The sequence below is a fragment of the Candidatus Zixiibacteriota bacterium genome (assembly GCA_017999435.1).
Taxonomy (GTDB): Bacteria; Zixibacteria; MSB-5A5; order GN15; family FEB-12; genus JAGNLV01.
This window is the reverse complement of the sequence record JAGNLV010000003.1, coordinates 360,937-384,547: the sequence shown is the minus strand read 5'-3', so window position 1 is coordinate 384,547 and position 23,611 is coordinate 360,937. Positions and strand designations below refer to the sequence as shown.

At 64.6% G+C, this 23,611-nt stretch carries 20 protein-coding genes; 10 read left to right on the top strand and 10 right to left on the bottom strand.

Annotation, left to right across the window (positions count from 1 at the left end; all coding sequences use genetic code 11):
* Positions 1–35 precede the first annotated feature (35 nt).
* The 3 genes from KA261_09670 to KA261_09660 form a co-directional block, all read right to left on the bottom strand.
* Positions 36–605, bottom strand: a complete 570-nt coding sequence (locus tag KA261_09670) for a sigma-70 family RNA polymerase sigma factor (protein ID MBP7698066.1) — start codon at positions 603–605, stop codon at positions 36–38.
* A gap of 365 nt (positions 606–970) precedes the next feature.
* Complete coding sequence (locus KA261_09665) at positions 971–1,252, bottom strand: hypothetical protein (GenBank protein ID MBP7698065.1); 282 nt, start codon at positions 1,250–1,252, stop codon at positions 971–973.
* A gap of 93 nt (positions 1,253–1,345) precedes the next feature.
* Positions 1,346–1,744, bottom strand: coding sequence for a hypothetical protein (locus tag KA261_09660; protein ID MBP7698064.1), 399 nt, complete (start codon positions 1,742–1,744; stop codon positions 1,346–1,348).
* Between the two features lie 783 nt (positions 1,745–2,527).
* Here KA261_09660 and KA261_09655 point away from each other — a divergent pair.
* The 9 genes from KA261_09655 to KA261_09615 all read left to right on the top strand — a co-directional run bounded on the left by KA261_09655 (position 2,528) and on the right by KA261_09615 (position 9,085).
* A complete protein-coding gene (locus KA261_09655; protein ID MBP7698063.1) occupies positions 2,528–2,734 on the top strand; it encodes a DUF378 domain-containing protein in 207 nt (68 codons plus the stop codon).
* A 134-nt stretch (positions 2,735–2,868) separates the two neighbouring features.
* Positions 2,869–3,423, top strand: coding sequence for a fasciclin domain-containing protein (locus tag KA261_09650; GenBank protein MBP7698062.1), 555 nt, complete (start codon positions 2,869–2,871; stop codon positions 3,421–3,423).
* Positions 3,424–3,455: 32 nt separating this feature from the next.
* Positions 3,456–3,800, top strand: a complete 345-nt coding sequence (locus tag KA261_09645) for a fasciclin domain-containing protein (GenBank protein MBP7698061.1) — start codon at positions 3,456–3,458, stop codon at positions 3,798–3,800.
* Between the two features lie 363 nt (positions 3,801–4,163).
* Positions 4,164–4,418, top strand: a complete 255-nt coding sequence (locus tag KA261_09640) for a DUF4342 domain-containing protein (protein ID MBP7698060.1) — start codon at positions 4,164–4,166, stop codon at positions 4,416–4,418.
* Positions 4,419–4,820: 402 nt separating this feature from the next.
* The gene (locus tag KA261_09635) at positions 4,821–5,303 is read left to right on the top strand and encodes an SET domain-containing protein-lysine N-methyltransferase (protein MBP7698059.1); all 483 of its coding nucleotides are present in this window, start codon (positions 4,821–4,823) and stop codon (positions 5,301–5,303) included.
* Between the two features lie 18 nt (positions 5,304–5,321).
* Positions 5,322–5,831 carry a GNAT family N-acetyltransferase gene (locus tag KA261_09630; GenBank protein MBP7698058.1) on the top strand — a complete coding sequence of 170 codons (510 nt, stop codon included), beginning with the start codon at positions 5,322–5,324 and terminating at the stop codon, positions 5,829–5,831.
* A gap of 214 nt (positions 5,832–6,045) precedes the next feature.
* A complete protein-coding gene (msrA, locus tag KA261_09625) occupies positions 6,046–6,519 on the top strand; it encodes a peptide-methionine (S)-S-oxide reductase MsrA (protein ID MBP7698057.1) in 474 nt (157 codons plus the stop codon).
* A 358-nt stretch (positions 6,520–6,877) separates the two neighbouring features.
* Entirely contained in the window at positions 6,878–7,465 is a 588-nt protein-coding gene (locus tag KA261_09620; protein MBP7698056.1) for a hypothetical protein, read from the top strand.
* A gap of 234 nt (positions 7,466–7,699) precedes the next feature.
* Positions 7,700–9,085: an acetyl-CoA hydrolase/transferase family protein gene (locus KA261_09615; protein MBP7698055.1), complete on the top strand. Its 1,386-nt coding sequence runs from the start codon at positions 7,700–7,702 to the stop codon at positions 9,083–9,085.
* A 106-nt stretch (positions 9,086–9,191) separates the two neighbouring features.
* On the opposite strand, the gene KA261_09610 is transcribed toward KA261_09615, so the two are convergent.
* Positions 9,192–10,712 (bottom strand): OmpA family protein, encoded by a 1,521-nt coding sequence (locus tag KA261_09610; GenBank protein ID MBP7698054.1) that lies wholly within the window; start codon positions 10,710–10,712, stop codon positions 9,192–9,194.
* Between the two features lie 64 nt (positions 10,713–10,776).
* Complete coding sequence (gene aqpZ, locus KA261_09605) at positions 10,777–11,466, bottom strand: aquaporin Z (GenBank protein ID MBP7698053.1); 690 nt, start codon at positions 11,464–11,466, stop codon at positions 10,777–10,779.
* A gap of 555 nt (positions 11,467–12,021) precedes the next feature.
* Between aqpZ and KA261_09600 the strand changes: the two genes are divergently transcribed.
* Complete coding sequence (locus KA261_09600) at positions 12,022–15,657, top strand: hypothetical protein (protein ID MBP7698052.1); 3,636 nt, start codon at positions 12,022–12,024, stop codon at positions 15,655–15,657.
* A gap of 172 nt (positions 15,658–15,829) precedes the next feature.
* Here KA261_09600 and KA261_09595 read toward each other — a convergent pair whose 3' ends face one another.
* The 5 genes from KA261_09595 to pbpC all read right to left on the bottom strand — a co-directional run bounded on the left by KA261_09595 (position 15,830) and on the right by pbpC (position 23,604).
* Entirely contained in the window at positions 15,830–17,005 is a 1,176-nt protein-coding gene (locus KA261_09595) for a hypothetical protein (GenBank protein MBP7698051.1), read from the bottom strand.
* Positions 17,005–18,267 (bottom strand): Ni/Fe-hydrogenase cytochrome b subunit, encoded by a 1,263-nt coding sequence (gene hybB / locus KA261_09590; protein MBP7698050.1) that lies wholly within the window; start codon positions 18,265–18,267, stop codon positions 17,005–17,007. Before hybB ends, KA261_09595 begins: the two co-directional genes overlap by 1 nt.
* Positions 18,264–19,172: a 4Fe-4S dicluster domain-containing protein gene (locus tag KA261_09585; protein MBP7698049.1), complete on the bottom strand. Its 909-nt coding sequence runs from the start codon at positions 19,170–19,172 to the stop codon at positions 18,264–18,266. Before KA261_09585 ends, hybB begins: the two co-directional genes overlap by 4 nt.
* A gap of 524 nt (positions 19,173–19,696) precedes the next feature.
* A complete protein-coding gene (locus KA261_09580; GenBank protein MBP7698048.1) occupies positions 19,697–21,151 on the bottom strand; it encodes a T9SS type A sorting domain-containing protein in 1,455 nt (484 codons plus the stop codon).
* Between the two features lie 134 nt (positions 21,152–21,285).
* Positions 21,286–23,604 carry a penicillin-binding protein 1C gene (gene pbpC, locus KA261_09575; GenBank protein ID MBP7698047.1) on the bottom strand — a complete coding sequence of 773 codons (2,319 nt, stop codon included), beginning with the start codon at positions 23,602–23,604 and terminating at the stop codon, positions 21,286–21,288.
* Positions 23,605–23,611 lie beyond the last annotated feature (7 nt).

The following is a 23,611-nucleotide window of genomic DNA, read 5'->3' as shown; positions in this document are numbered from 1 at the left end:
TCACTCCTTCTCCGCTAGAACAGAGGCGGTCTGGGTCATTTCCGTTCCTCCAGATATCCCAGACGGATGAGCACGGCGCGCACCTTATCCAGACAACGGCGCCGCTTGGCGCCCAGCGAGTTCGGGGCAATGTGGAAGGCGGCGGCGATTTGCTCGTACGACTGATCCTCCCCGGCGAAGAAGAACGCCCGCAAGAGATCGCGGCACAGCCGGTCGATCGACCGCAGGGCGAGCTCCAGCCGGGCCTGGAGCTCGAGGCGCCGGAGCTCTTCGTCCGGCAGCGGTCGCTCGTCGGCCCGTTCGGCCAGGCAGTCATCGGACTGCAGCCGCGCCTGTCTCTGCCGGTACCGCAGGGCCTCCCGTTTGGCGGTTGTCAGCAGCCACGAGGCGATGCGGGTCGGGTCCTCGAGACGGAAGCGGTTTTCGTAGAGAGCAATCCAGGAGTGTTGGAATACATCGGCGGCATCGGACTCGCTGATGCCCACCTGGCGGCACACGGCGTAGACGAGCGGCCCGTACCGGCTGACAAGCTCGTCCCAGGCCCGGGCTTTGCCCACGAGCACGCTTTCCCACAGCTGCTGATCGGACAGGTGCGACCGCTTCATGGTTCTCCCTGGGGGCGCAGTTCTGCCGTCAAAGTAACTCAAATGCCGGATAAGGCAAACGAAATCCGCCGGCTGTCGCCCGGCGGAACTTCTGCACGCCGCACTCAGCTCCGCTGTTCCTTGTGATGGCGGGTAACCTCACCCGGTCGATGAGCAGACGTTGCCGACATAACCGGCGTCACCGGTCATGAACCGGTCCGGATGGTCGAGACGCTGATCACACCGTGTGTCAGGAACAGGCTCACCTGCCTCCCGTGGCACTCTGGCAACCGACCCTCTCCGAGCACGCTTCCGCCAACCGAGGAGTGGCGCAATCGGATCTGGAACCTCACGCCGGAATATCCACAATAATAGATGCTCTCCTCCTAATCACAGGCGCCGTTGTAGCAGTACAACCGGCCGCCGAATTTGTAGCAGCCGCTCTCACCGGTCGTCTCGTAGCGTACCGTCTCTTGTTTTCCGTTGGCGTAAGTGATGGTGATCGTCCCGGTTTCGATCGTGCCGGTGATTGACCAGGTGCCGCTCGCGCGGCTTTGGCCCGCCTGCCCCCATTGCCCGGAACCATAGTAGCCCGACTCATAACTTTCGAAATAGCTGCCGTCGGGACAGAAAGCGATCTGACTTTCCGAACCGCCCCCGCCGCCCAATGTCGAGCCTCCGGTGTAGCTGTAGTACTTGCCGGAGAATTGTTTGGCGAGATCGGTGTCCCCCTCCGGCCGGCCGGGGGGAGTCCCCTCGCCTTACTTTTCGGCCGGCTTCGCGGCCTGCGCCGCGGCCCCTGCGGCATAGTTCATGGTCCCGTCATTGGCGCTCAAGTCGACATCGAGACGAATGTCTTTGTCGATCAGATAGACCTCCATGACTTTCTCGGCTACTTTGACGAGATAGTGCCCTGGCGGCAGTTTCTTGAAGGCGTACTTTCCGAAGAAGTTGCTGTTGGTATTAGCCAGCGCCGTGTTGCTGTCGGCATCGAGCAGCGTGACAGTCTTGTTGGGCGCCGCCACCGTCGATGACTCCCCCAGAAACCCGTGAATCTTATAAGTCTTTTCCGCCTTCTGGGAGGTCGAGTCGGCCAGGCCGGGAACAGCCATGGCGAAGACGGCGATAAGAATCGTTGATACAATTATTCGATTGTCCAATGATACTCCTCCTTTACAGTGGTGGTACTGCGGTGAGGTTCATGCATACCGGAAGATACTCATATCCCGGACCTCGTTTCAAACGATACTTTGAAGTCGGTCGAACCTCCCGCGGAGCTCGATGCTCACTCCCTGATGATAGCTCGCACGATAGTCTCGCCAAGAATTGCGGTGTCCCTCACATCGACAAGACTCCGGGCCACGCGGCAGGGCCTGCAACCGGGGCGCGACAAGCCCCCGACTCCCTAATCGGGCATAGACATTCCGTCGCCGACGCCGGGCGTCGGCGGGGACCGGGTGACTCTCCGATCGCCGGCCCTGACATTCTGAGTAAGACAACTCATGATGAGCTGTCGCAGTACTCTCGGATCGACTCCGCGCCCCGCTCTTGTCTTATCTGACACGAGGACACTACTCAGATACCTGGTGATGGCTGTAACGGACGGCGTGCCTAACGGCGGGGCAATCGAATCGCGCACGCGGCGGTGGCCCTCCGCGCAGGCGTTTTTCGGCCCTGCTGCCTTTGGCGATCTCCCCGCAGGCCACCGGCAGTGCTGTCGAGTGATTCACCCGTCTCGTATCTGTTCAATAATATGGACACTTTGGCGATCATCGTGAACCTGACATAGCCCATGAGAATATAACATAACTAGTGTGATTACAATTGGTTATGATATTTTTCGCCATTTTCTCCTTTTTCGTGAACCGATCCGCCAGCTTCGGAGTTACATAAGTCAGAACTTAGACAAATAATGAACAGAATACGCAAAAAGGAGTACTGGAATGAAATCATTCGACGTGATCGCTGTCGCCCTGATGGTAGTCGGGGGACTCAACTGGGGTCTGGTGGGCCTCCTGCATTTCGACCTGGTCGCCACACTGCTCGGCGACGCCACCCTCTTGAGCCGGCTGGTGTATATGGTGGTCGGTTTGGGGGCTCTCTATCAAGTGGTTCAGTGGAAGGCCATTCAGCGCCGGTGGGTGGCCTAGCCGGCCGCAACACCGACAGATGCGGACGAATACCGAAAACAAAAGAAAACGTTCATAGTATAGTAAGGAGCAAAAAGATGTTCACCCGGAAGTTTACACTGATGACGGCCCTTGTGGCTGCCCTGGCGATCGGCATGACTGGCTGCAGCAACGACGACGAGAATCCGATGAACAGCGGTTCTCCGAATCCCACCATGGACATCGTCGAGACGGCCGCGGCGGCCGGCAATTTCACGACTCTTCTGGCCGCGGCTGAAGCCGCTGATCTCGTCGATGCGCTCAAGGGTGCGGGACCGATCACGCTGTTTGCCCCCACAGACGATGCTTTTGCCAAGCTCCCGGCCGGTACGGTCGAAGCATTGCTGGCCGACAAGGATGCTTTGACGGCTATCCTGACCTACCACGTGGTGCCGGGTGCGGTCACCGCGGATCAGGTCGTGAGGCTGTCCAGCGCCGAGACTCTCAACGGCGCCAGCGTCACTATTACTCTCGGCGGCGACGGCACGGTCAGGATCGACAACGCGGTGGTCACGGCGACCGACATCAAGGCCACCAACGGCGTGATCCATGTGATCGATGCCGTCCTCATTCCCGGCGCCTCCTCCTCGGCGCGGATGAACCCGCTTGGGGCCAAGGCGTCGCTCTCGGTTCCGGCTGGATCGCCCAGGCGGTCCGGAGCGGCAAGCTGAACCGGTTCACCAAGTATCTGTCGCTCTACACGGTGTCCCGGCTGGCCGGTCTCAAGAACACCCTGATGTACAACGGTCCGTTCACCCTGTTTGGACCGGCGGAACAGACTTTTGCGGCTCTTCCGGCGGGAACGGTTGAGGCTCTGCTTCAGGATCCGGCGACGTTGAGCAACATCCTCCTGTACCACGTGACTTCCGGAGTGTTCAAGGCCGCCGACGTCGTCACGCTGACAGAGGCCGCGATGGCCAATGGCGGGACGGTCGAGATCGCGGTCGTGGACGGCAACGTGAAGGTCAACAGCGCCACCGTGCTGTTTGTGGATGTCGCCGCGAGGAACGGCGTCCTCCACATCATCGACGGGGTTCTGATTCCGTAGCGGACTGCGAACCGACAACCGGGCACAGGTACGGCGCGCCGGAGATCGGAAACGATCTTCGGCGCTCCATTTTCCCGGATCGCCGGGTGCTCCCCGGACGCCAGGGAGCTTTGTCGAACGGCAGGCCCGATGCGGCCGGCCGCGCGGCATACGGGTGAAGGTCGGCGGGCGGGGCGTTCGGCGCCGGGCCGGGGAGCAGGGAACCTCCGCGGCGCGGTGAGACGGCGTCCGCATCGAGAAAACCCGTTGCCACCGGACGGAGCGCGCTCTACCTTGCCGCCTGGAAGTATCCGGGCCATCCCGCAGCGCACGCCGCGGGGACCGCCGCCCGCCACGGATCACGTCAATCCTGAGAGGTGCCCCATGGTCGAAGAGAAGACGTTCACGGAAGAATTCAAGGTGACCGGTCAACAACTGGTGGAGACGGTCAAGAAGCTGATTCACGAGGGGAACGTCCGCCACGTGATTATCAAGAACGAGGAAGGCAAGTCGCTGATTGAGATTCCGGTCACGGTCGCGACCGTGGGGGCGCTCCTGCTCCCGGTGCTGGCCGCCCTGGGGGCGATCGCCGCACTGGTTGCCGACTGCACAATTGTGGTGGTCAAGACCGAAAAGTGAACCTCGCGTAGGTCTCCCTCGTCTGCCAAGGCGCGATGATTCAAACCCCGCCGGAGAGGGGCGTCCCTGCACTCCGGCGCCGACCGGGCCGTCCCAGGACGGGGAGAAATCAGAGGTTGGGCGGGCGGCAGGGGAGCCGCCGCGGCCGGAGTTTCCAGCCGCAGTCCGGGGGAAACTCAGCCGGGCCGGCGGCGCCTCGATCGACCTCGTAACCACGCCCCTGCGCGCGACAGCGCAGGCGGCTGACGGAGTATCCAGCCCGAGATGGACGTTCGCCGGCCGGGGCCCGGGCGACCGCTGCTCGACAGATTCCGGTGGACGGGAACGGTGGAACCACATTTATTGGGGCGGCGTTAAAGGGTGAGAAGTTCGGGCGGAAAACCATCAAACGTGCATACCGTTATGACCGGTCGCAAACGACGGCGCCACGACCTGATCGAAGTCCGTGAGTCCCGCATCCAGGGGCGCGGAGTGTTCGCCCTGCGCCGGATCCGGAAGGGTCAGCGCATTATCGAGTACGCCGGGGAACGAATAACCCCCGAGGAGGTCGACCGCCGCTACGACGACCTGGCGATGGACCGCCACCATACCTTCCTGTTCGAAGTCGACGAAAATACGATAATCGACGGCGCCGTCGGGGGAAGCGCGGCGAGTTATATCAACCACTCGTGCGATCCCAATTGCGAGGCGGTCGACGTGGACGGAAGGATATTCATTTATGCGGCCCGCAATATCCAGCCCGGGGTGGAGCTGACCTATGACTACCAGTACGATCTGGATGAGGCGCTTACTGAAGAACTCAAACGGCGGTATCCCTGCCATTGCCGGGCCCGACGGTGTCGCGGGACTATCCTCGTGGACAAGCGACGGCGGCGGGCGGGATAACCGAACCGGGGCGGGACGATGACGGAGGAACACAAGAAACCTTCGGCCGAGGAGATCCTGATTGAAGACTACCGGCCGAAATACCGCGAGCATTTTCGCGCATTGAACTACGAATGGCTCGAGCGCTATTTCTCGGTCGAGCCGTACGACCGTATCGTGCTCGCCGATCCCCAGCGGGAGGTAATCGGGCGGGGGGGGTGCGTGCTGTTCGCCCTGATCGGCGAGGACGTCGCGGGAACCTGCGCCCTCATCAAGCACACGGAGCGCAAGTTCGAGCTGGCCAAGATGGGGGTGTCGCCGAAATTCCAGGGCCGGGGGGTGGGCCGGCGGCTGTGCCGGGCGGCGATCGCCCGCGCCGCTCAACTGGGGGCCGAGACGCTGATCCTGGCGACCAGCCCGCGCCTGGAGGCGGCCAACCACCTCTATCGATCGCTCGGTTTCATGCCCGTGGATACGTCGGAGTTTGGACCGCTTCCCTACAGCCGGCATTCGATCGTGATGGCGCTCGACCTGACCGAGCCGGAGTGATTGTGGGGGGGGAAGAAAGCGGGGCCGCGGAAATGGCGCCCCGAAAGCAGAGGCAACCGTCGTGAAGACTCATAGGACCGTATTCATTGGTGTACTCCTGACCGCCGCACTGTCGGCCGGGTCCGTCTCGTGGGCGGCACAAGAGCCACCGACAGGGGATGCGAGCGGCTCGACGGCTGCAGCGAAATCGACGGATTCCACGGAGAAAGGCGATATGGCGAAAGCAACATTCGGTGCGGGTTGTTTCTGGGGCGTGGAGGCAGCCTTTCGGCAGCTCAAGGGGGTCAGAGCGACGGCCGTCGGATACGCCGGCGGGCATACCGTCTACCCGACCTACAAGCAGGTCTGCTCGGACACGACCGGGCACGCCGAGGTGGTTCAGGTCGAGTATGATCCGACCGAAGTAACATATGAGGACTTGCTGAGGGTGTTCTGGGACTGCCACGATCCGACTCAGGTGAACCGACAGGGTCCGGATATCGGCAGTCAGTACCGCTCAGTGATTTTCTACGAGACGCCGGAGCAGGAGACGGCGGCCCGCAAGTCCAGGGAGGAATTGGAGAAAAGCGGCCGGTTTGAGCGGCCTATTGCGACTTCCATTGAACCGATTTCATCGTTTTGGAAGGCTGAGGATTACCACCAGCAGTATCTGGAGAAGCGCGGGCTGTCGACATGCCGCATGAAGTGAAGCCGGGTGGGCGCGGTCGGCCCAAAGGATCGCCCGGCGGCTGCACCCAAGACATACGAGGGATTTGAGACAAGAAGACTCGGGATTCATCCGAGGACGCCGGCGGAATGCGCGCGACGGGTTGCCGCGCGACTGAGGTTATCGACGGCGGCAAGATTTCGGTTGCCCTTTTCCGGAAAGTGCGCATATTGTCAAGGAGTTCCCGATTCGGAAGACCCTCGGTACGGCAGCCCGTTCGGGAAAGACGCAGGACGATCGGCTGACATGACATACCGACACGGAATCGAGCTTCCGGTCCTGCTCAATGATCACTTGGATTACTTGCGAACGTGACAGATCGCTGATAGAGGAGTGCGCAATGAGAATGGTCGCTCGTCAAACGGTGGTGAGGGTTGCGGTTGCGGCGCTGGTCGGCATTCTGGCCTACGCCGGCATCGCGGGGGCCGCGGTGCGGAAACCGGCGAAGACCAGTGTGCCGGTGCCTCAGGTTGTCACGACGCCGAGTCAGAGCGCTCCGGTGCCGAGTGCGGCGGCGGAGCCGACCTTGCGGCAGGAGCCCGCGGAGGCTCAGGTCAACTGGCAGGTGATGGCAGGCGGGGGCGGCAGCGGCACGGCCGGAGCGCTGCAGTTCTCGGCCACGATCGGCCAGCCGATCGTAGGCTGGACCAGCGCCACCGGGGTTAATGTCCACGCCGGGTTCTGGCAGGATTTCAGTTCCGGTCAGTGCTGTGAGAACCGGGGGAATGTCGACCACAAATTCAGCGGTATGAATCCGGTCTCGGTGGCGGACATCACTTACCTGATCGCCTACGTCTTCCGCGGCGGACCGGTGCCGCCGTGCCCGGAGGAAGCGGATTTGACGGCCGACGGCGACATCACGGTGGTTGACATCACGTATCTGATTGCGTACGTCTTCCGCGGCGGACCGGCGCCGCCGGCCTGCTGAGCGGCGCAGGGCGGGCGGGTTCGACTGCGACAGGGTGGCCACGGTCGGGACAAAGCAGCCCGGCGGCGACCCATCGAGCGAGAGCGCGCTCTCGTTCCGACCTTATTTTCGCCGACAGATAGAAAAGGGTGGCGGCCCGGGCAGGCTTGTGTTATTTTTCACAAGCCCGCCGCCGGTATGCCCCGGGGCCGGGATTAAGTATGAACGTGCAGAAGAAGGTGTTGGCAGGTCTGTATGCGAATCGTGAAAGTTGAAGAAGTCATCAACTCCAGTTTTCTCAAACCCGGAAGCGTGATCTACTCAGCCGGCAACGCGGCCACGCCGCAGGTTATCCTCGGGCAGTTGGCCCGCGATCCGGCGATCCGGGATATCGATCTCTACTGCGTGCTTCCCCTGGGCGACCGGATCGCGGCGCTCTACACGGAGGAACGATGCCAGGGGTTGACGCACCGGGTGATTTTCAACAGCCGGCTGACCAAGGAGGCGGTCAATAACGGCTGGGCGAAGTATCATCCGATGCACCTGCGGGAGATTCCGCGCACCATGATGAACGTCGTGAAGCCGAACATCGTGCTCTGCTCGGTGGCGGGGCCGGACAACGGCGGCTACTACAGTCTGGGGACAACCGTGGAGGGGACGCTGGGGGCGATTCGGTCGGCTCAGCGCCAGGGCGGGCTGATCATCGCCGAGCGCAACCGCAAGTTGCCGTTTGTGGTGGGGACAACGCTGCCGGAAGCGGATATCGATTTCCTCGTCGATTCGGATTACGAGCTGCCGCGCAGCCCGTTCCGCGAGCCCGATGACCGGGCGCGGCGGATCGGCGAGATCATCGCCGCGCTCTATATTCACGACGGCTCCGGGACGGAACCGGGGTCGACGCTCCAGTACGGCATCGGCGAAGTGCCGGAGGCCGTGACCGACGCCGTGCTGCGCAAAGGCGTCCGGAACCTGGGGATCCACACGGAGCTGCTCGCGGGAGCGATGATCCGGCTGATCCAGTCGGGAGCGGTGAGCAACCGCTGGAAGCCGCGGATCAATTTCGCGGTGTCGTCGATCTTCCTCGCCGAGAGCCAGGCGCAGTATGACTGGCTCCACTACAACAGTTCGGTGCAGATCCGGCCGAGCGATTACACCAACAGCGTCTTCCAGATCGCCGAGCAGCCGCGGATGGTGTCGGTCAACAGCGCGATCGGCGTCGACCTCCACGGGAACATCTGGGCGGACTCGCTGGACGCGCGCAAGATTTACAGCGGGGTCGGCGGGCAGGCCGACTTTATCCGCGGGGCTCAGTACTCAGACGGAGGGGTGGCGATCATAGCGCTGAAGTCGACGACGCGGGCGGGCATCTCCAAGATCGTCGACCGCTCCCCTTCGGGGATCACCACGACGGCGATCCCGGCGGACCAGGTGGTGCTGGTCACCGAGTACGGGGCGTTCGATCCGCGCGGGCTGTCGCTCGGGGAGCGGGCGGTCGGGATCGCCCACCTGGCGGCGCCGGAGGAGCGGGACAAGCTGCTCAAGGTGATTCACGACAACCCGGCCTTTCACAAGCCCGATCTCACGCTGCACAAGGGCATTCCCGGGTTCACGCCGTACGAGCGGGCGGTGCGGTCGCTCTAGGCCGCCTGGGTAAGCGGCGGGCGGCGTCGTCCCCCGCGATGGGGCCAAGAAATACGGAGGCGGCCGTTCGGCCGCCTCCGCGCATTCCAAAACCGACCGGTCGTGCTCACTCGACTGATTCGAGTTCCACCCGCCGGTTGAGGGCTTTCCCTTCCTCGGTGGCGTTGTCGCCGACGAAGTACTTGGGATCCTCGCCGAAACCCTTCGCTGACATCCGATCCGCCGGTACCCCCTTGCTCTCGAGGTAGGCGGTGACCGCCTTGGCGCGGTTCTCCGACAGCCGCTGGTTGTGCCCGGTGCTGCCGGTGTTGTCGGTGAAGCCGCCCGCGCGGATCTTGATATCCGGGAACGAGAGCATCGTCTGCGCCACCCCGTCGAGAGTCCTCTTCGACGCCTCGTCGATCTCGAACGAGTTGGTGGGGAAGTTGATGTGGAGAGTGATCTTCTCTCCCTTCTTGATCAGCTTCGGACACCCCGTTTCATCGACCGGAATCGCCTCGGGCGTGCCCGGGCACTTGTCGAGGTAGTCGAACACGCCGTCCTTGTCGGAATCGAGCGGACAGCCCGCGGCGTCCACGGGAGCGCCCTCAGGGGTGTCGGGGCACTTGTCGTTCTCGTCGACCACCCCGTCGCCGTCGGCATCCAGCGGACAGCCGTCAGCGTCGACCTTGAAGCCGGCGGGAGTGTCGGCGCACTTGTCGAGGTAGTCCGCCACGCCGTCGCCGTCGGTGTCGCGCGGGCACCCCTTGTCGTCGACCGCCACGCCGGCGGGCGTGTCGGGGCACTGGTCGAGGTAGTCGGGCACGCCGTCCGCGTCGCCGTCGAGCGGACAGCCCGCCTTGTCGATCACCACGCCGAGCGGAGTGCCGGGGCAGAGATCCTTCGAGTCCTTCACCCCGTCGCCGTCGGTGTCGGGTTCGCCGCCGAACAGGCAGGCGAGTCCGACCGTGAGCTCCAGGTAGCTGCGGAACGGCCGGTCATCGTAGCTTCCCCAGGTGTCCTGACCGTAGAACCCGATCGGGAAGTCCTCGGAGACGACGACGACGTTGTGGGAGTACCTGGCCTGGAGGTCGACGGCGAACTGGTCGTTGAGCGGGACCATGAGGCCGGCGCCGATCTTGAGGTTGAGATCCGTCGAATTGTGCGACGAGTCCTCGTTGACGGTGGATGTGAGGGTCCAGTGGTCGATGCCGGCGCCGCCGAGGAGGTACGGCTGGAGCCGGGCCTCGGGGAGGAAGTACCAGTAGGCGTTGAGCCCGAAGGCCAGCGCGCTCAGCTTGGCCCGGGCGCGCTCGCTGGTGTGGAACTGGTTGCCCGCGTCGCTCTCGGTCGTCGAATCGTCGTGGGTATAGAAGTAGTTGCCGGTGAGTCCGAGCATGACGCGGTTGGAGACACCGTACTTCAGTTCGAGCCCGAAATTCCAGCCCAACAGGAACGGCTGGATGTTTCTCGGCCGCTGGCCGGGGTACTCATAGTACTGGAAGTTCTTCCCCTCGAACAGCGGGATGACGAACGGGAGCCTGACTCCTAGGCTGGTTTTGCCCGCGAGGTCGGCGGCTCGCCCGGGGGCGGCCGCGGCGAGCGCCAGCAGGAGGAAGATCCCCATTCGTGAGACTTTCTTCATCATGTGTTCCATCCTTTGTTTGGTGAGTGCTGCCTCGTGTGTGTGTGCGGCCCGGCCGGGCCGGCCGCTAGGTATGACTCCTGTCGATGAGACGGTAGCAGACGGCTCCGACCAGGGCGCCGGCGATCGGGGCTACCCAGAAGAGCCAGAGCTGTTGCACGGCCCAGCCGCCGACATAGAGGGCCACGCCCGTGCTGCGGGCGGGGTTGACCGAGGTGTTGGTGACAGGAATGCTGATCAGGTGAATCAGGGTGAGGGCCAGGCCGATCGCGATCGGAGCGAACCCCTGGGGGGCGCGTTTGTCGGTGGCGCCGAGGATGACGACGAGGAACATGGCGGTCATGACAACTTCGCTCACCAGCGCCGCCGGCAACGCATAGCCGCCCGGCGAGTGCTCCCCGTAGCCGTTGGCGGCGAACCCGGCCGCCACGTCGAAACCGGCTTTGCCGCTGGCGATGAGATAGAGGATGCCGCCGGCGAGGAGCCCGCCCAGGAGCTGGGCCACGATATACGGCAAGAGCTTGCCGGCGGGGAATCGTCCGCCGGCCCAAAGGCCGATCGAGACAGCCGGGTTGAGGTGGCAGCCCGAAATGTGGCCGATTGCGAACGCCATCGTCAGCACTGTCAGTCCGAAGGCCAGGGCGACGCCGAGAAGGCCGATACCCAGGCCGGGAAAGGCGGCCGCCAGCACGGCGCTACCGCATCCCCCGAGAACCAGCCAGAACGTTCCGATGAACTCCGCACCATACTGCTTCATGAGCCATCTCCTTTCAGAAGACACGGGGTTACGAGGGTCGCGCCGCTCGCGCCGGTTCGCCGCGCCGCAGCATCCCGACGAAGCTCAGAGGATCATTTGCATACACCGCCATACGCTGCTCCCGCTCGTCGTGGATCGGCCCATCATTCTTTCCCGGTTTCACGATAGGGGTTGGGGTAGGCCGACGCAAACATAAAATCAGCGCCCGGAATGCGGGGGCCGGCGGCGCCGGGGGCGGAAGATGATAGTCAACATGGACTCGCACGGCGGGTTACGCGCACCGCGGACAGTGCGCCCGGTCCCCGGAGGCGACCTCCGGCCGGGTGAAGGATCCATCTCCTGTCCCGGCGAGCGAATTAGACCTTGACAGGTGCTGTCAGAACCCGTTAATTAAAGCGGATACGCATGGCTGTTGCTTAAAGTGACATCGTCGAACGACGCCGTCGAGCAGAACTTCCACGCGCGGCTTGGCATCGTATCCGCTGAGGTCGGTCAGCAGGAATCGCTATATCGGCAAAACTGAATCGTACAGTCACGAATGTCAGTGGAGGAAGCATGAAGCATTCGCACTTGCTCCGTCTGGCGGGTTTCACTCTTTTGGTGGCGGTCTTGATCGGGCCGGCCGCCGCCGATTGGGTGCCGGCCGACGGGCACAAGATGCACTATCCCCAGCTTCCGGATGAGGCGGGATGGGATGTGAACGCCACACAGCCGCTCGTTCTGGCCGATGACTGGCAGTGCAGCGAGACGGGCTGGGTGAAGGACATCCACTTCTGGGGCTCATGGAAGCACGGGATCGAGGGGCAAATTGTATCGTTCGTCCTGAGCATCCACGCGGATATTCCGGCGAGCCAGAGTCCGACCGGGTACAGCATGCCGGGAGAGACCCTGTGGGAACGGGAGGTGACGCAGTGGGATGCCCAGCCGTTAGACCCGCCGTCGATGGAGGGATGGTACGATCCCTTGACCGGCGAGGTGCTCTACAACGACCACCAGGCCTACTTCCAGTACAACGTGTTTCTGCCCGAGGCGGACTGGTTCTGGCAGGAGGCGGGGACGATTTACTGGCTGAACGTGTCGGCCATCGTCGCCGATCCGACCGGCACGACCTGGGGGTGGAAGTCGACGCAGGATCACTGGAATGACGACGCCGTGTGGGCGACCTGGGGGAACCTGAACTGGATTGACATGTGGGAGCCGGCCATGCCGAAGATGAACCAGTTCTGGATCACGGTGGATCCGGCGGGGCAACTGGTGACCGGCGGCGGCGTCGGGGCCTACGGCCAGGGGTGGTACTACTACCCGCAGACCAACTGGTACAACATCTGGTTCTACGATGATCCGTTCGACTCGACGCGGAAGAAAGACATTCACATCGAGTTCACGGTCGGGAAGTATATGCCGGCGATGCCGAGCCTGGTGACGGTGGCGGTGAACTGGTCGACGCCGGCCTGGTCGGCGACGGGCGAGACCACCCCGCCGTTGCCGGGGGTGGACGAAGGGCAGTTCATTCAGCGGCAGATCGTCATCAGCCAGCCGGATCTGCAGGGCCACTACATCTTCGACCTGGTAGTACCGGACTACAACCCCGAGTGGGTCTCGGTGGATGTGCAGGGGTTCAATTTCCAGATGCTCGAGATGGAGCCGAACTTCATCATCCACACCTGCAAGGGATCGCTCGACCTGTCGTTTGTTATCACCGGCGGGGCGGCGTCGGCGGACACCTGCGACTACTACAAGCCGCGGCAGCTCGACTACGCGCCGGAGGGGATGCCGGACTTCGACATGAAGCAGGCGGGCTGGACCGATCAGCTCGGGAGGTGGTCGCATGACGGCCCGGCGGCGCTGGCCAACTGCCTGTGGTGGTTCGATTCGAAGTTCGAGCCCAACCCGGTGGATCCCCGGCCGTTCGGCATGGTGCCGCCCAACGACGGGTATCCCCTGGTGACGGCCTACCTTCCGACCGACGACCACGATCCGACCAACGTCCAGCCGTTCATCACCGACCTGGCGGCCAACTACGTGCAGACGAATGTCGGCGGGACCGGGACACAGCCCGGATACCTGCAGACCGGATTCAAGAACTATCTGGCCGTGCGCGGCCTCGCGGGTCAGTACCGGGACACCGCGGTGCTGGCGCCGACTTTCGAATATATCCAGCGGCAGGTTCTCGACTGCCAGGATGTCATTCTGCTGCTGAGTTTCTGGGAGGACCGCGGCGCCGCCGCCGCCAGCTATATAGGCAGCCACTATGTGACGGTGGCCGGGGTGTGCACCGATTTGGCCCAGCGGCAGATGTGTATTTCGGATCCGTGGCTGGATGCGCTCGAAGGCGAGCCGCCGGCGGGCAGCGCGCACATCGGGACCGTGCACAACGACGCCGACAATATCAGCGGGCCGCACAGCCAGATTCAGCACGACCCGTACCAATGTATGAGCGCGACCCCGCCCGGGTTCACGGGGCCGGTCGAGGTGGTGAACTACCCGGCCGATGCCATGACGCTGAACAATTTCTACGGCATGAACCTGAATATCGACCCGACGCCCTACGGCGGGGGCCAGGTGTATACGGTCATCACCGAGGCGCTCGTAATCTGTCCGCATACGGTGCAGCCGATCGACACCTGCGAGTACTACAAGCTCCCCTACGAGGACTATGCGCCCTATGGAATGCCGGACTTCGATCAGAAGCAGGACAACTGGCGGTATCCGCCGTCGGGAGCCTGGAGCCACTGCGGACCGGTCGCGCTGGCCAATTGCTTCTGGTGGTTCGACTCGAAATTCGAGCCGAGCCCGGTCGATCCGCGGCCGTTTGCGCCAAGCCCGATCTCGCCGCCGTGGAACGACAACTACCCGCTGGTGGGCATTTACCCGGTGGCGGGTGCATGGGACGACCACGACACGAACAACGTGAAGCCGTTCGTTGATTCGCTGGCGCTGTATGCGCAGACGAACGTCGGCAGCAGCGGGACCAGCGTGCTCAACCTGGCGACCGGGGCGCAGAACTGGTTGGCGAGTGTCGGGTTGGGTACGCGCTATACCATGGTGGTGATGCCGCTCGATCCCGCGGTGCCCTATGAATTCATCCGCGACCAGGTGCTCGAGAGCCAGGACGTGATCCTGCTCATCGGGTTCTGGCAGGAGATGCAGACGGGGTACTGCGAGCGCATCGGCGGGCACTATGTGACGGTGGCGGGGACGTGCCCGGATCCGCTTGACTCGGCGTTCTGCATTTCGGATCCGTACTTCGACAACAACGAGGGCGAACCGCCGGCCGGGTCGGCGCACAGCGCCGGCGCGCACAACGACGCGGCCAACGTCTCCGGTCCGCACGGGACGATCCACCACGACCGCTACGACGTCATGCCGGCGGCCTGTCAGCAGTTTGTCGGGGCGCCTCTGTTCACGATGGAGTTGGCGGGTTATCCGACGGCGACGGCCGACATCGCCCCGTTCTACGGGCAGAATCCGTTCGATCCCTCGCTGCCGCCGGTGCCGCCGCAGCCGGGGCTGCCCGTCCACGCGATCCTCGAGTGGGCGATCATTATTTGCCCGCAGCCGCCCTCCGGGGCCGACACCGTGAAGTGCGAGCCGCAGGGCGGGACCAACCCGAACCATCCCAACTCGTACTGGTACGACGTGAAGCCGGGGAATCCGACCGGGCTGTTCGACTTCCACGTGAAGGTCCTGGACACGATCCCGCGCTACTACCTGAACTGGCTCGAGCCGGCCGGGTGGCTGCACCAGCTCCACAAGGTCGGCGCCGACTGGTGGGTCTCGTGGTGGGATCCGACGGGCGGCAACCCGATCACGGCCACATTCCGGTTCGGCTTCGACAACTGGAATCCCTCCGCCTGGAACGACTGGGTGACAACGACGAGCGCTTCGAACAACCCGGCCGCGGGCGTGAGCGACAACTCCGGCAACCACGTGGGCGATCCGGACGGCTACGGGTACCGGGTCCATGTCCCGTACCAGTGCTGTGCGCTGCGGGGCGACGTGACGCACGACGGATCGTTGGCGGTCAGCGATCTGACTTACCTCACCGCCTACCTGTTCCGGGGCGGCCCGGCGCCGCTCTGTCCGCCGGAGGCCGATCTGGTGGTTGACGGCGCGATCAAGGTGAGCGATTTGACCTTCCTGGTCAGCTACCTCTTCCGGGGCGGTCCGGCGCCGACGCCGTGCCCGTAACGCCTTCGACCGACGAGCCACTACGGTCTGTTATTAAGAAGCGCCTGCTCCCTGACGGGAGCGGGCGCTTCGCTCAGGCGGGACGCGGACGGACATCCGCGCAGGGGCAAAAGAACACGGCCCTCCCGATCGGGAGGGCCGTCGTCTATCCGTCGCGCTCTGCTCAACGGCCTTACGGCTTCTGCACCCGGGCCGGCTTGACATAGACGCCCGGCGGCGCCTCCCGGTGCGTCCGGTTGTCGTCGTGGCAGGTGGAGCAGTCCGGCTTTTCGTCGTAGGCGAAATCAAGGTGGCACGCCTCGCAGTCGAAGTCGGCGTGGGTTGCATCGAGCTGCAGCCCGGTGATCGTGTGGCTGAAGGTCCCCGCTTTCCAGCCGGCGTGGCAGGCGATGCACTCGCGGCTGATGCGGCTGATGCGTTTCCCGGTCGGGTGGCAGGCGCGGCAGTTCAGGTCGCGGTGGTGGCCGCTGAGCGTGAAACCGGTAGCCTGGTGGCTGAAACCGGGGCGTTCGGAGGTGTCGTGGCAGCGCCGGCAGGGGTCGTCCCGGTGGCAGTCGTTGCAGATCCCGTGAACCTCCTCCTGCGATTTCGCGAAGCGCGCGGGCTGCTCCAGATCGTGGCAGTACGAGCAGTTTTCCTTTTTGTGGCAGTTGGCGCAGGCGAGGTCGAACAGATCAATATGCTCGTCGTGGTAGAACGTGACCACGGGGCCCTCGCTGTAAGGCGTCTGGTAGACGCGCTTCTCGGGCACGGTGATGATAGGGTGGGGGACGCCCATGATGTCGGTGGAGTCGACGCGGTCGGCGGGTACCCCCGCCAGGTCCGCGGGCAGGTGGCAAACGACGCACTTGGTGTCGTGGCTCCATTCGCGGTGACAGGAGAGGCACTGGCGGTGGTAAGCTCCCTTGAGGCTGGGCTGGCGGAGGTTGGCGGCGGTACTCTCCTCGCCGTGGCATTCCGCGCAGGGGGGGATGCGCCCGGGCGGGCTGAAGTGGTGGCAGGTGGCGCAGTCGTTCCCCATCTCCGCCATGGACGCATGGCGCTTGTGGTTGAACGTGACCGGGCGATACTGCGCGGCCAGCCGGTCCAGCAGCAGCGTCTCAGGGGCTTCGGACAACTGGTGCTTGGCCGTCATGTGAGTCATGGTGTGCGAGGGGCAGGGCTTCAGGCAGGAGCTGCCCGGGCGCGGCTCGGCGCAATCATGGCACTGGGTGCAGTCGAGGTTGGTGGCATCGGCAATGTTGTCGTGGATGTTCTGCGGCTTTCGCGCCTGACCGGCAGCCGGGTCGGCCGCAAGCCCGATCGCGAGCACGACCGCCGCACCGACGAAGCGCACGAGAGGTCTCATCACTTCGCTCCCTTCAGGTTGGGTCGGGCGCCCTCGGCGGCGCGCGCGTGCTCCGGCACGGCGTGGAGCGGAACGGAGATGACGGGGAAGGTGATGACGATCCAGCGGTAGACGAGCACGAGCGCGGAGATGAGGCCGACGGTGACCATGATTTCGAAAATCGACGGGAAGTACGTCCCCTGCGGGTAGAGCGGCTCGTAGCCGACGAGGAAGACGTTCAGGCGGTTGAGGACGACGCCGCCGACGACCAGCGAGGCCCCGAGGAAGAGCCAGCGGACCGAGGCCCGGCGCTTCTCGCCGGCGAGAATGGCGATCGGGGCGACCACGCCGAAGAGGATCTCGGCGAGCCAGAAGAACGATTCGTTGGAAAACGCCCAGACGTACGGCCAGGCGTCGCGCAGCGTGATGTCGCCGATCTTCAGGGCGAGGTACACGCCGAGGATGATCGGGGTATAGCGGGCGATCGACGACAGGACTTGCGTCTCGGGCGGGAGCTTGAACGAGCGGCTGGCGAGGATCGACTCGAAAATGACCATGGGGAACCCGACCGAGATGGCCGAGAGCAAAAACAGCAGCGGCGAAATCGGGGTGTACCACAGCGGGTGAAGCTTGGTCGGCGCGATTACCATGAGGGTGCCGAGCGACGACTGGTGGAGGCAGGAGAGGACGACCCCGGCGATGATGAAGAAGAAGATGAAGCGGGGGAGGTATTTCTCGGCCAGTTCAAGCCAGGATTCGGTGACCCGGTTGAGCACGCGGAACGGGCCCGGCAGGCGCACGCGCCCCTTGAAGCGTTCGACGACGATGGGGAGGAATTCGATGTAGAGGACGCTCAGGTAGATCATCACGCACATGCCGACCTCGAACAGAACCGAATTCCCCTGCCACATCTCGGGGAGCATGGGGTGCCAGACGTTGTAGTAGCGGCCGAGGTCGGCGAGCAGCCCGATGACGACGAAGGTGTAGCCGAGCATGGCGGTCAGCAGGGCCGGGCGGGTGATGACGTGGTACTCCTCGCGGTGGAAGATGTCGGCCAGGGCGGCGGTGGTGAAGCCGCCGGCGGCCAGCGCCACCCCGGAGGCGACGTCGATGGCGATCCAGATGCCCCAGGGATACTGGTCGTTGAGGTTGGTGGCCGCGCCGATGCCGGCGATCAGACGGTAGGCGTAGGCGGCCAGACCCGCGACCATCAGCCCGAAGAGGACTTTGGTGCCGGGGGTGAAGAACCGGGTCCGGATCGGGACGGGAAAGGCGGCGGTCATGACTTCACCTCCCGGTCGGCCTGGCTGCTCCGGCCATTGCGTAGCGAGTGCATGATGAGCCCGAGCAGGCCGTAGAGCGCGAGCGGCGGGACGAACGACTTGAAGATGCCGTGCTGGATCTTCTCGGTGCGCTCCGGGATCGGGTCATGGGACAGCCGGGGAAGCTCGGTGGAGGCGAAGTCGGTCGGCGACAGGTAGAGCCAGGAGGTGCCGCCGGCCTCGAACTCGCCGTAGACGTGGTTGACATAGCGGTCGGGATAGGCCTTGATCCGGGTACGGGCGAGGGCGATCAGCTCGTCGCGCCGGCCGTAGGTGAGGGCCTCGTTCGGGCAGATCTCCACGCAAGCCGGCAGCTTCCCCTCGGCCGTGATGCGCTCGTAGCAGAACGTGCACTTGCGAACCTGAGGATCGAGAGCCTTCTCATACTCGTAGGCAGGGATCTGGAAGGGGCAGGCCACCATGCAGTAGCGGCAGCCGATGCATTTCCAGGCGTCGTAAATGACCGGGCCTTCCGGCGTCTTCCGGAGAGCGCCGACTATGCAGGCCGAGACGCAGGCGGGACGATTGCAGTGCATGCACTGCACTTTCATCGTGTACGGTTCGGCCGGCCGGGCAGGATCGGAGAAGCGGTTGATGACGGTGAAGGCGCGGGCGTCGGGACGGCGGTGCTGTTCGAGCACCGTTTTATCTTCAAATGTCTCCGCGCTCCGCGAGGTCAGCCGGTTCGCCTCATTGCACGCGGCCTCGCACTTGCGGCAGCCGATGCAGGCGACCGTATCGACGAGCACGCCGCGGCTGTTGGAGAAATCGGCGGATTCGATCGTGTCGGCGGAGGCAGGTTGTCGGCCGAGGAGCAGGGCGGCCGAGCCGGTGGCGGCGACGCCGAGAAAGGCGCGTCTGTTCATGGACATGATGTCATCCTTCGGTTGTCGGCAGCCTCCAGGCCGCGGGACCGGTTATGTGAAATATTTCACATCGTCTTGGGCACGTTAACATTGTGGAGAAATACTACCATCATATCTCTCTTTTGTCAAGAAGTATCGGTAGGAATGCTGAAGAAAATAACAGGGAGAAAGATTCAATCAGCAGAGAGATTTATTAAGTATCTCACACATAATGAAATACGGCTACACGCCGGTGAAGATGCATCAGCTGCGCCTTCGGACTTAATCTACCTCGTCAACCTTTAATATCCTGTTGGAGGCTCCTCCCCCGCCGACGGACCCCACTTGTCGGGAATTCCGGGGTACTCAAGGAAAATCGGCCAAAACTCCAATTGCCCCGGTCGACGTCGTTGTCAAAGCGGGTCAGGCCCGGAGGCTGCGGCACAATGCGGCAGGCACGGTCCAGGGTCGGGAGCGAAGCGGCCGGCGGCCAGACCGCAGGGGGAAGGGCCGGGTCAACGGCAGGGAGAGGGCAGACCGTCAGGCTATCTCAGGAGGAGCATCTTCTTCGATGCCGACAGTGGCCCGGCGGTGAACCGGTAGACGTAGACACCGCTGGCGGCCGGTGCGCCGGAGGACGTCAGACCGTCCCACTCCGCCGTGTGGGCGCCGGCCGGCCGGTGGGCATCGACGAGCACCCGAACCACCCGCCCGAGGACGTCATAAACGACGAGCCGCACGTGCGAGGACTGGGGAAGGGTGTAGCCGATGGCGGTCGACGGATTGAACGGATTCGGCCAGTTCTGATCGAGGCGGAATGCGGCGGCGAGAGGGGGATCGGGATCGCTGCCCACGTCGGTGGCGGAGCAGCCGGTCGGGGCCGCGCCCATGTTGCCGCCGTCGGAGGCGGCCCCGACGCACGGGGATCCCGCCTCGAGCCGGTAGTCATCGGGAGTGAGGTAGCAGAACATCGGGTCGGCGATGAGGTTGTTCGGCATGGTGAAGAAGGACACCGCGCACCCGGGGAGATCCAGGCCCGAATCCGAAACGCAGCAGTAACTGAGGAAGGGGTCGCTCGTGCGGCCGGGCATCGGGTCGAAACAAACAACCGGTTTCCCGGCGTTGTCGGCCAGGATGCAGTCGGTCAGGATCGGAGCGGCGGCGGTGAGCGCCAGGCCCCCGTCGTTCTCGGCGAAAGTGCAGTGGGAGAGGTCGGCCGCGCCGTAGGCGATGAAAACAGCGGCGTCGCCGCGGTTGCGGCTGAAGGTGGTTCCCGAGGCCGCGAACGAGACGCTGTCGGCCGGCAGGGGCCGCAGGGCGGCGCCGTAGCGGGCCTCATTCTGCTGGAACACACAGTCGAGGAAAGTAAGGTCGCGGAAATCGGCGAGCGCGCCGCCGGTCTCGGCGCGGTTGAGATCAAACCGACAGCCGCTGATGACGCCCCCGCCCACGCCGTACAGCGCGCCCCCGCCGCGCTCGGCGAGGTTGTAGCGGAAGCGCGAGGTGCGGATATCGACCCGGCAGGAGTCGCAAGAGACGGCGCCGCCGTCGACGGCGCGGTTGCTTTCGAAAATGCAGTATTCGATGTCGAGGCGCCAGCGGTCGCCGACGAGCGCGCCGCCGCCGCCGGCCGCGACCCCGTTGCGGATCGTGAACCCGCGCAGCGCGAACGTGTTGTCGCGCCCCGCGCCGAGCCCGCCGCTCCCGAGATCGAACGCGCGGTGGTCGAGAAAGTCGGCTCCCGCGCAATCGATGATCGTGACCGCCGGGCCGTGGACCGATGCGATGACAATCGTGGTGCCGGGGACGACCAGATCGTAATTGCCGGGACCGGTCCAGACGCCGTCGGATACCAGCACCGTATCCTCGCCGTCGGCGGCGTCGATAGCGCCCTGGATGGTGTGGTAGTCGGCGGGGACGCGGAAAGTGGCGGCCTCGGATGCCGGGCCACCGCCCAGCACCATTCCGAAAATCAGCGCCGTTATAAGCCGGGCTCTCATAGCGAACCTTACTGCCTCACCTCTCGTCGGCGGATAACTCATCCTGCTGTCCGTAATATATGTCGGAATCGGAACATGCCAAGTTCTTCGTTTGTTCGCCGGCCCCGGCGCAGGATCTGTCAGGGGCCGGCAACTTACTGGACAACAAAGGAGACGGTGCTGGAGCGGCCGAAGTCGTCGACCACCATCAGGGTGTGCGGGCCCGGCTCAGGGTCATAAAAGACGTCGTCGCCCGGCGCGCTGGTGGCGAACAACTCGTGATCGAGGAACCAGTGGATACGGCGGCCGGTGTGGGCGATGGAGGCGCGGAACGGGATTTTCTGGTACTGCCTTGGGACGTGCGGCCGAAGTTCATACACCCGGTCGGACTCCGGAGAAGCGATGACCGGGTGGTCGGTCTGGATGAGGCCGGTGCACTGCGGGTTGTGATCGGGGATGGGCCGGGCGGCGCTGGTGGTCAAAAGCCAGCCGGTCACCCGCGCGGGCCATTCCTCGAAAGTCACGGTGTCGACCGCGCGGCCGACCGCGCAGGCGCGGCAGAGGGCGTGCCCCGTGGCGTGGTCCACGAGCACCCGGCGGTGCAGCGTGCACGTCCGCACCGGCGAGCGGTCACGGATGGCGAAATCGGTTACGGTCGCCGGACAGTCGGCCGATGCCGGCATCCCGGAGACGGCGCAGACCTCGCGCAGTTCGATCCCGGCCGGCCGGGCGAACCAGGTCGGTTCCCGGCCGCGCATGAGGGCGTCGAAAATCTCGAACATGAGCGGCGCGGCGGTCTCGGCCCCGACCAGGTAGGGCGACCCCGCGCCGGAGAAATTGCCGGTCCAGACGCCCACCGTGTAGCACGGGTTATAACCGATCGCCCAGGCGTCCTTCCGCCCGTACGACGTGCCGGTTTTCCAGGCGACAGCGGGGCGGTCGCGGGTGAATTCCCACGAGGCGGGGAAGTCGGGCCGCTGGAGGTCGGCGAGGACGGTCGTCGTGAGCCACGCCGCCTCGGGAGAGACCAGCGGTTTCCCGGCTGCGGCTGAATCGGCCGCAAGCAGGGAAGGCGGAAGCAGCCGCCCGCCCCGCGCGAACGACGAGTAGAGGGCGGCCAGGTCCAGCAGCGACACCTCGCAGGCGCCGAGAACGAGCGGCAGGCCGTACTCATAGTACTTCCGGTTCAAACCGAGGCCGCCGTCGTTGAGAAGGGCGTGGACGCGCCGGAGGCCCACCTGGTAGGCGAGGTTGACCGCCGGCACATTGAACGAATTGACGAGCGCGTTGCTCGCCGAGACCACGCCGTGATACTGCTCGTCATAGCTCTCGGGGGAGTAGCCGGCGTAGGCGACCGGGATGTCGTCGAGCAGAGACCGGGGCGTGATCAGGCCGTCGTCGAAGCCGAGCGCGTAGACGAACGGTTTGAGGGCGGAGCCGGGGGAGCGGCGGGCGACGGCGCCGTTGACCTGGCCGTGGTGGGCCCGGTCGGTGAAATCGGGCGAACCGACCAGGGCCAGGACGCTGCCGTCGGTGTTGTCGAGCACCACAATCGCGAGATTGTGGATGCCGCGGGGAGCGAGGAAACCGTGGAAGCGGGCGGCGAGCCGCTCGCACAGCAGCTGGGTGTCGAAATCGAGCGTGCTGCGCAGCACGGCCGAGTCCGGGCAGGCGGTGGCGAGCATCTGACAGAAGTGCGGGGCGACGAAAGGCCGCTCCTGCCGCCCGGGGGGGATTTCTTCGGTCAGCACCCGGGCAAGTTCGGCCGCGTCGATCACCCCCCGCGCGTGCAGCCGGCGGAGAATCAAATCCCGCCGCGCCCGGCACTGCTCGGGGTGGAGGTCGGGACGGTAGGTGTTGGGCGAGGCCGGAATGGCCGTCAGGATCGCCGCCTCCGACCAGGTGAGGCGGTCGGCCGGTTTGTCGAAGTAGAAGTGGGCCGCGGCGCCGACTCCCTCGATGTTGCCCCCGTACGGTACGAGATTGAAGTAGATCTCGAGGAGTTCGTCTTTGCAGTAGTGCTCCTCGAGCTGGACGGCGCGGAGCATCTCGATGACCTTCCCGCCAACCGTCCGCTCTTTCGGCTCCATCATGCGGGCGATCTGCATGGTGATGGTGGAGCCGCCGCGGACAACCCGCCCGGCGCGCAGGTTGTCCCACGCCGCCCCCAGCAGGGCGACCGGGTTGACCCCCGGGTGCCGGCGAAACCAGCGGTCCTCGACCGCCAAAACGCTCTCGATCAGGCGCGGCGAGAGGCCGTTGTACGGGACCGGCGCGCGCCAGAACGAATCGCGCGAGGTGAAGCTCGCCAGGAGAACACGGTCGCGGCTGTAAACGAACCGGGCGTGCGGCCGGGACAGGCGCTCGACCGGGAGGGGAAAGACGAACCGGTCGAGCGCGGCCAGCAGGGCGAGGGCGAGCGCGAGACTCGCCGCCGCCAGCTTCACCTTTCGGCGCGGCGCACGGAAGGGCATCGGGTCC

Coding starts and splice junctions, on each gene's coding strand:
- KA261_09670 (MBP7698066.1), bottom strand. CDS start 605: ATGAAGCGGTCGCACCTGTCCGATCAGCAGCTGTGGGAAAGCGTGCTC.
- KA261_09655 (MBP7698063.1), top strand. CDS start 2,528: ATGAAATCATTCGACGTGATCGCTGTCGCCCTGATGGTAGTCGGGGGA.
- KA261_09650 (MBP7698062.1), top strand. CDS start 2,869: ATGACTGGCTGCAGCAACGACGACGAGAATCCGATGAACAGCGGTTCT.
- KA261_09640 (MBP7698060.1), top strand. CDS start 4,164: ATGGTCGAAGAGAAGACGTTCACGGAAGAATTCAAGGTGACCGGTCAA.
- KA261_09635 (MBP7698059.1), top strand. CDS start 4,821: ATGACCGGTCGCAAACGACGGCGCCACGACCTGATCGAAGTCCGTGAG.
- KA261_09630 (MBP7698058.1), top strand. CDS start 5,322: ATGACGGAGGAACACAAGAAACCTTCGGCCGAGGAGATCCTGATTGAA.
- msrA (MBP7698057.1), top strand. CDS start 6,046: ATGGCGAAAGCAACATTCGGTGCGGGTTGTTTCTGGGGCGTGGAGGCA.
- KA261_09620 (MBP7698056.1), top strand. CDS start 6,878: ATGAGAATGGTCGCTCGTCAAACGGTGGTGAGGGTTGCGGTTGCGGCG.
- KA261_09615 (MBP7698055.1), top strand. CDS start 7,700: ATGCGAATCGTGAAAGTTGAAGAAGTCATCAACTCCAGTTTTCTCAAA.
- KA261_09610 (MBP7698054.1), bottom strand. CDS start 10,712: ATGATGAAGAAAGTCTCACGAATGGGGATCTTCCTCCTGCTGGCGCTC.
- aqpZ (MBP7698053.1), bottom strand. CDS start 11,466: ATGAAGCAGTATGGTGCGGAGTTCATCGGAACGTTCTGGCTGGTTCTC.
- KA261_09600 (MBP7698052.1), top strand. CDS start 12,022: ATGAAGCATTCGCACTTGCTCCGTCTGGCGGGTTTCACTCTTTTGGTG.
- KA261_09595 (MBP7698051.1), bottom strand. CDS start 17,005: ATGAGACCTCTCGTGCGCTTCGTCGGTGCGGCGGTCGTGCTCGCGATC.
- hybB (MBP7698050.1), bottom strand. CDS start 18,267: ATGACCGCCGCCTTTCCCGTCCCGATCCGGACCCGGTTCTTCACCCCC.
- KA261_09585 (MBP7698049.1), bottom strand. CDS start 19,172: ATGAACAGACGCGCCTTTCTCGGCGTCGCCGCCACCGGCTCGGCCGCC.
- KA261_09580 (MBP7698048.1), bottom strand. CDS start 21,151: ATGAGAGCCCGGCTTATAACGGCGCTGATTTTCGGAATGGTGCTGGGC.
- pbpC (MBP7698047.1), bottom strand. CDS start 23,604: ATGCCCTTCCGTGCGCCGCGCCGAAAGGTGAAGCTGGCGGCGGCGAGT.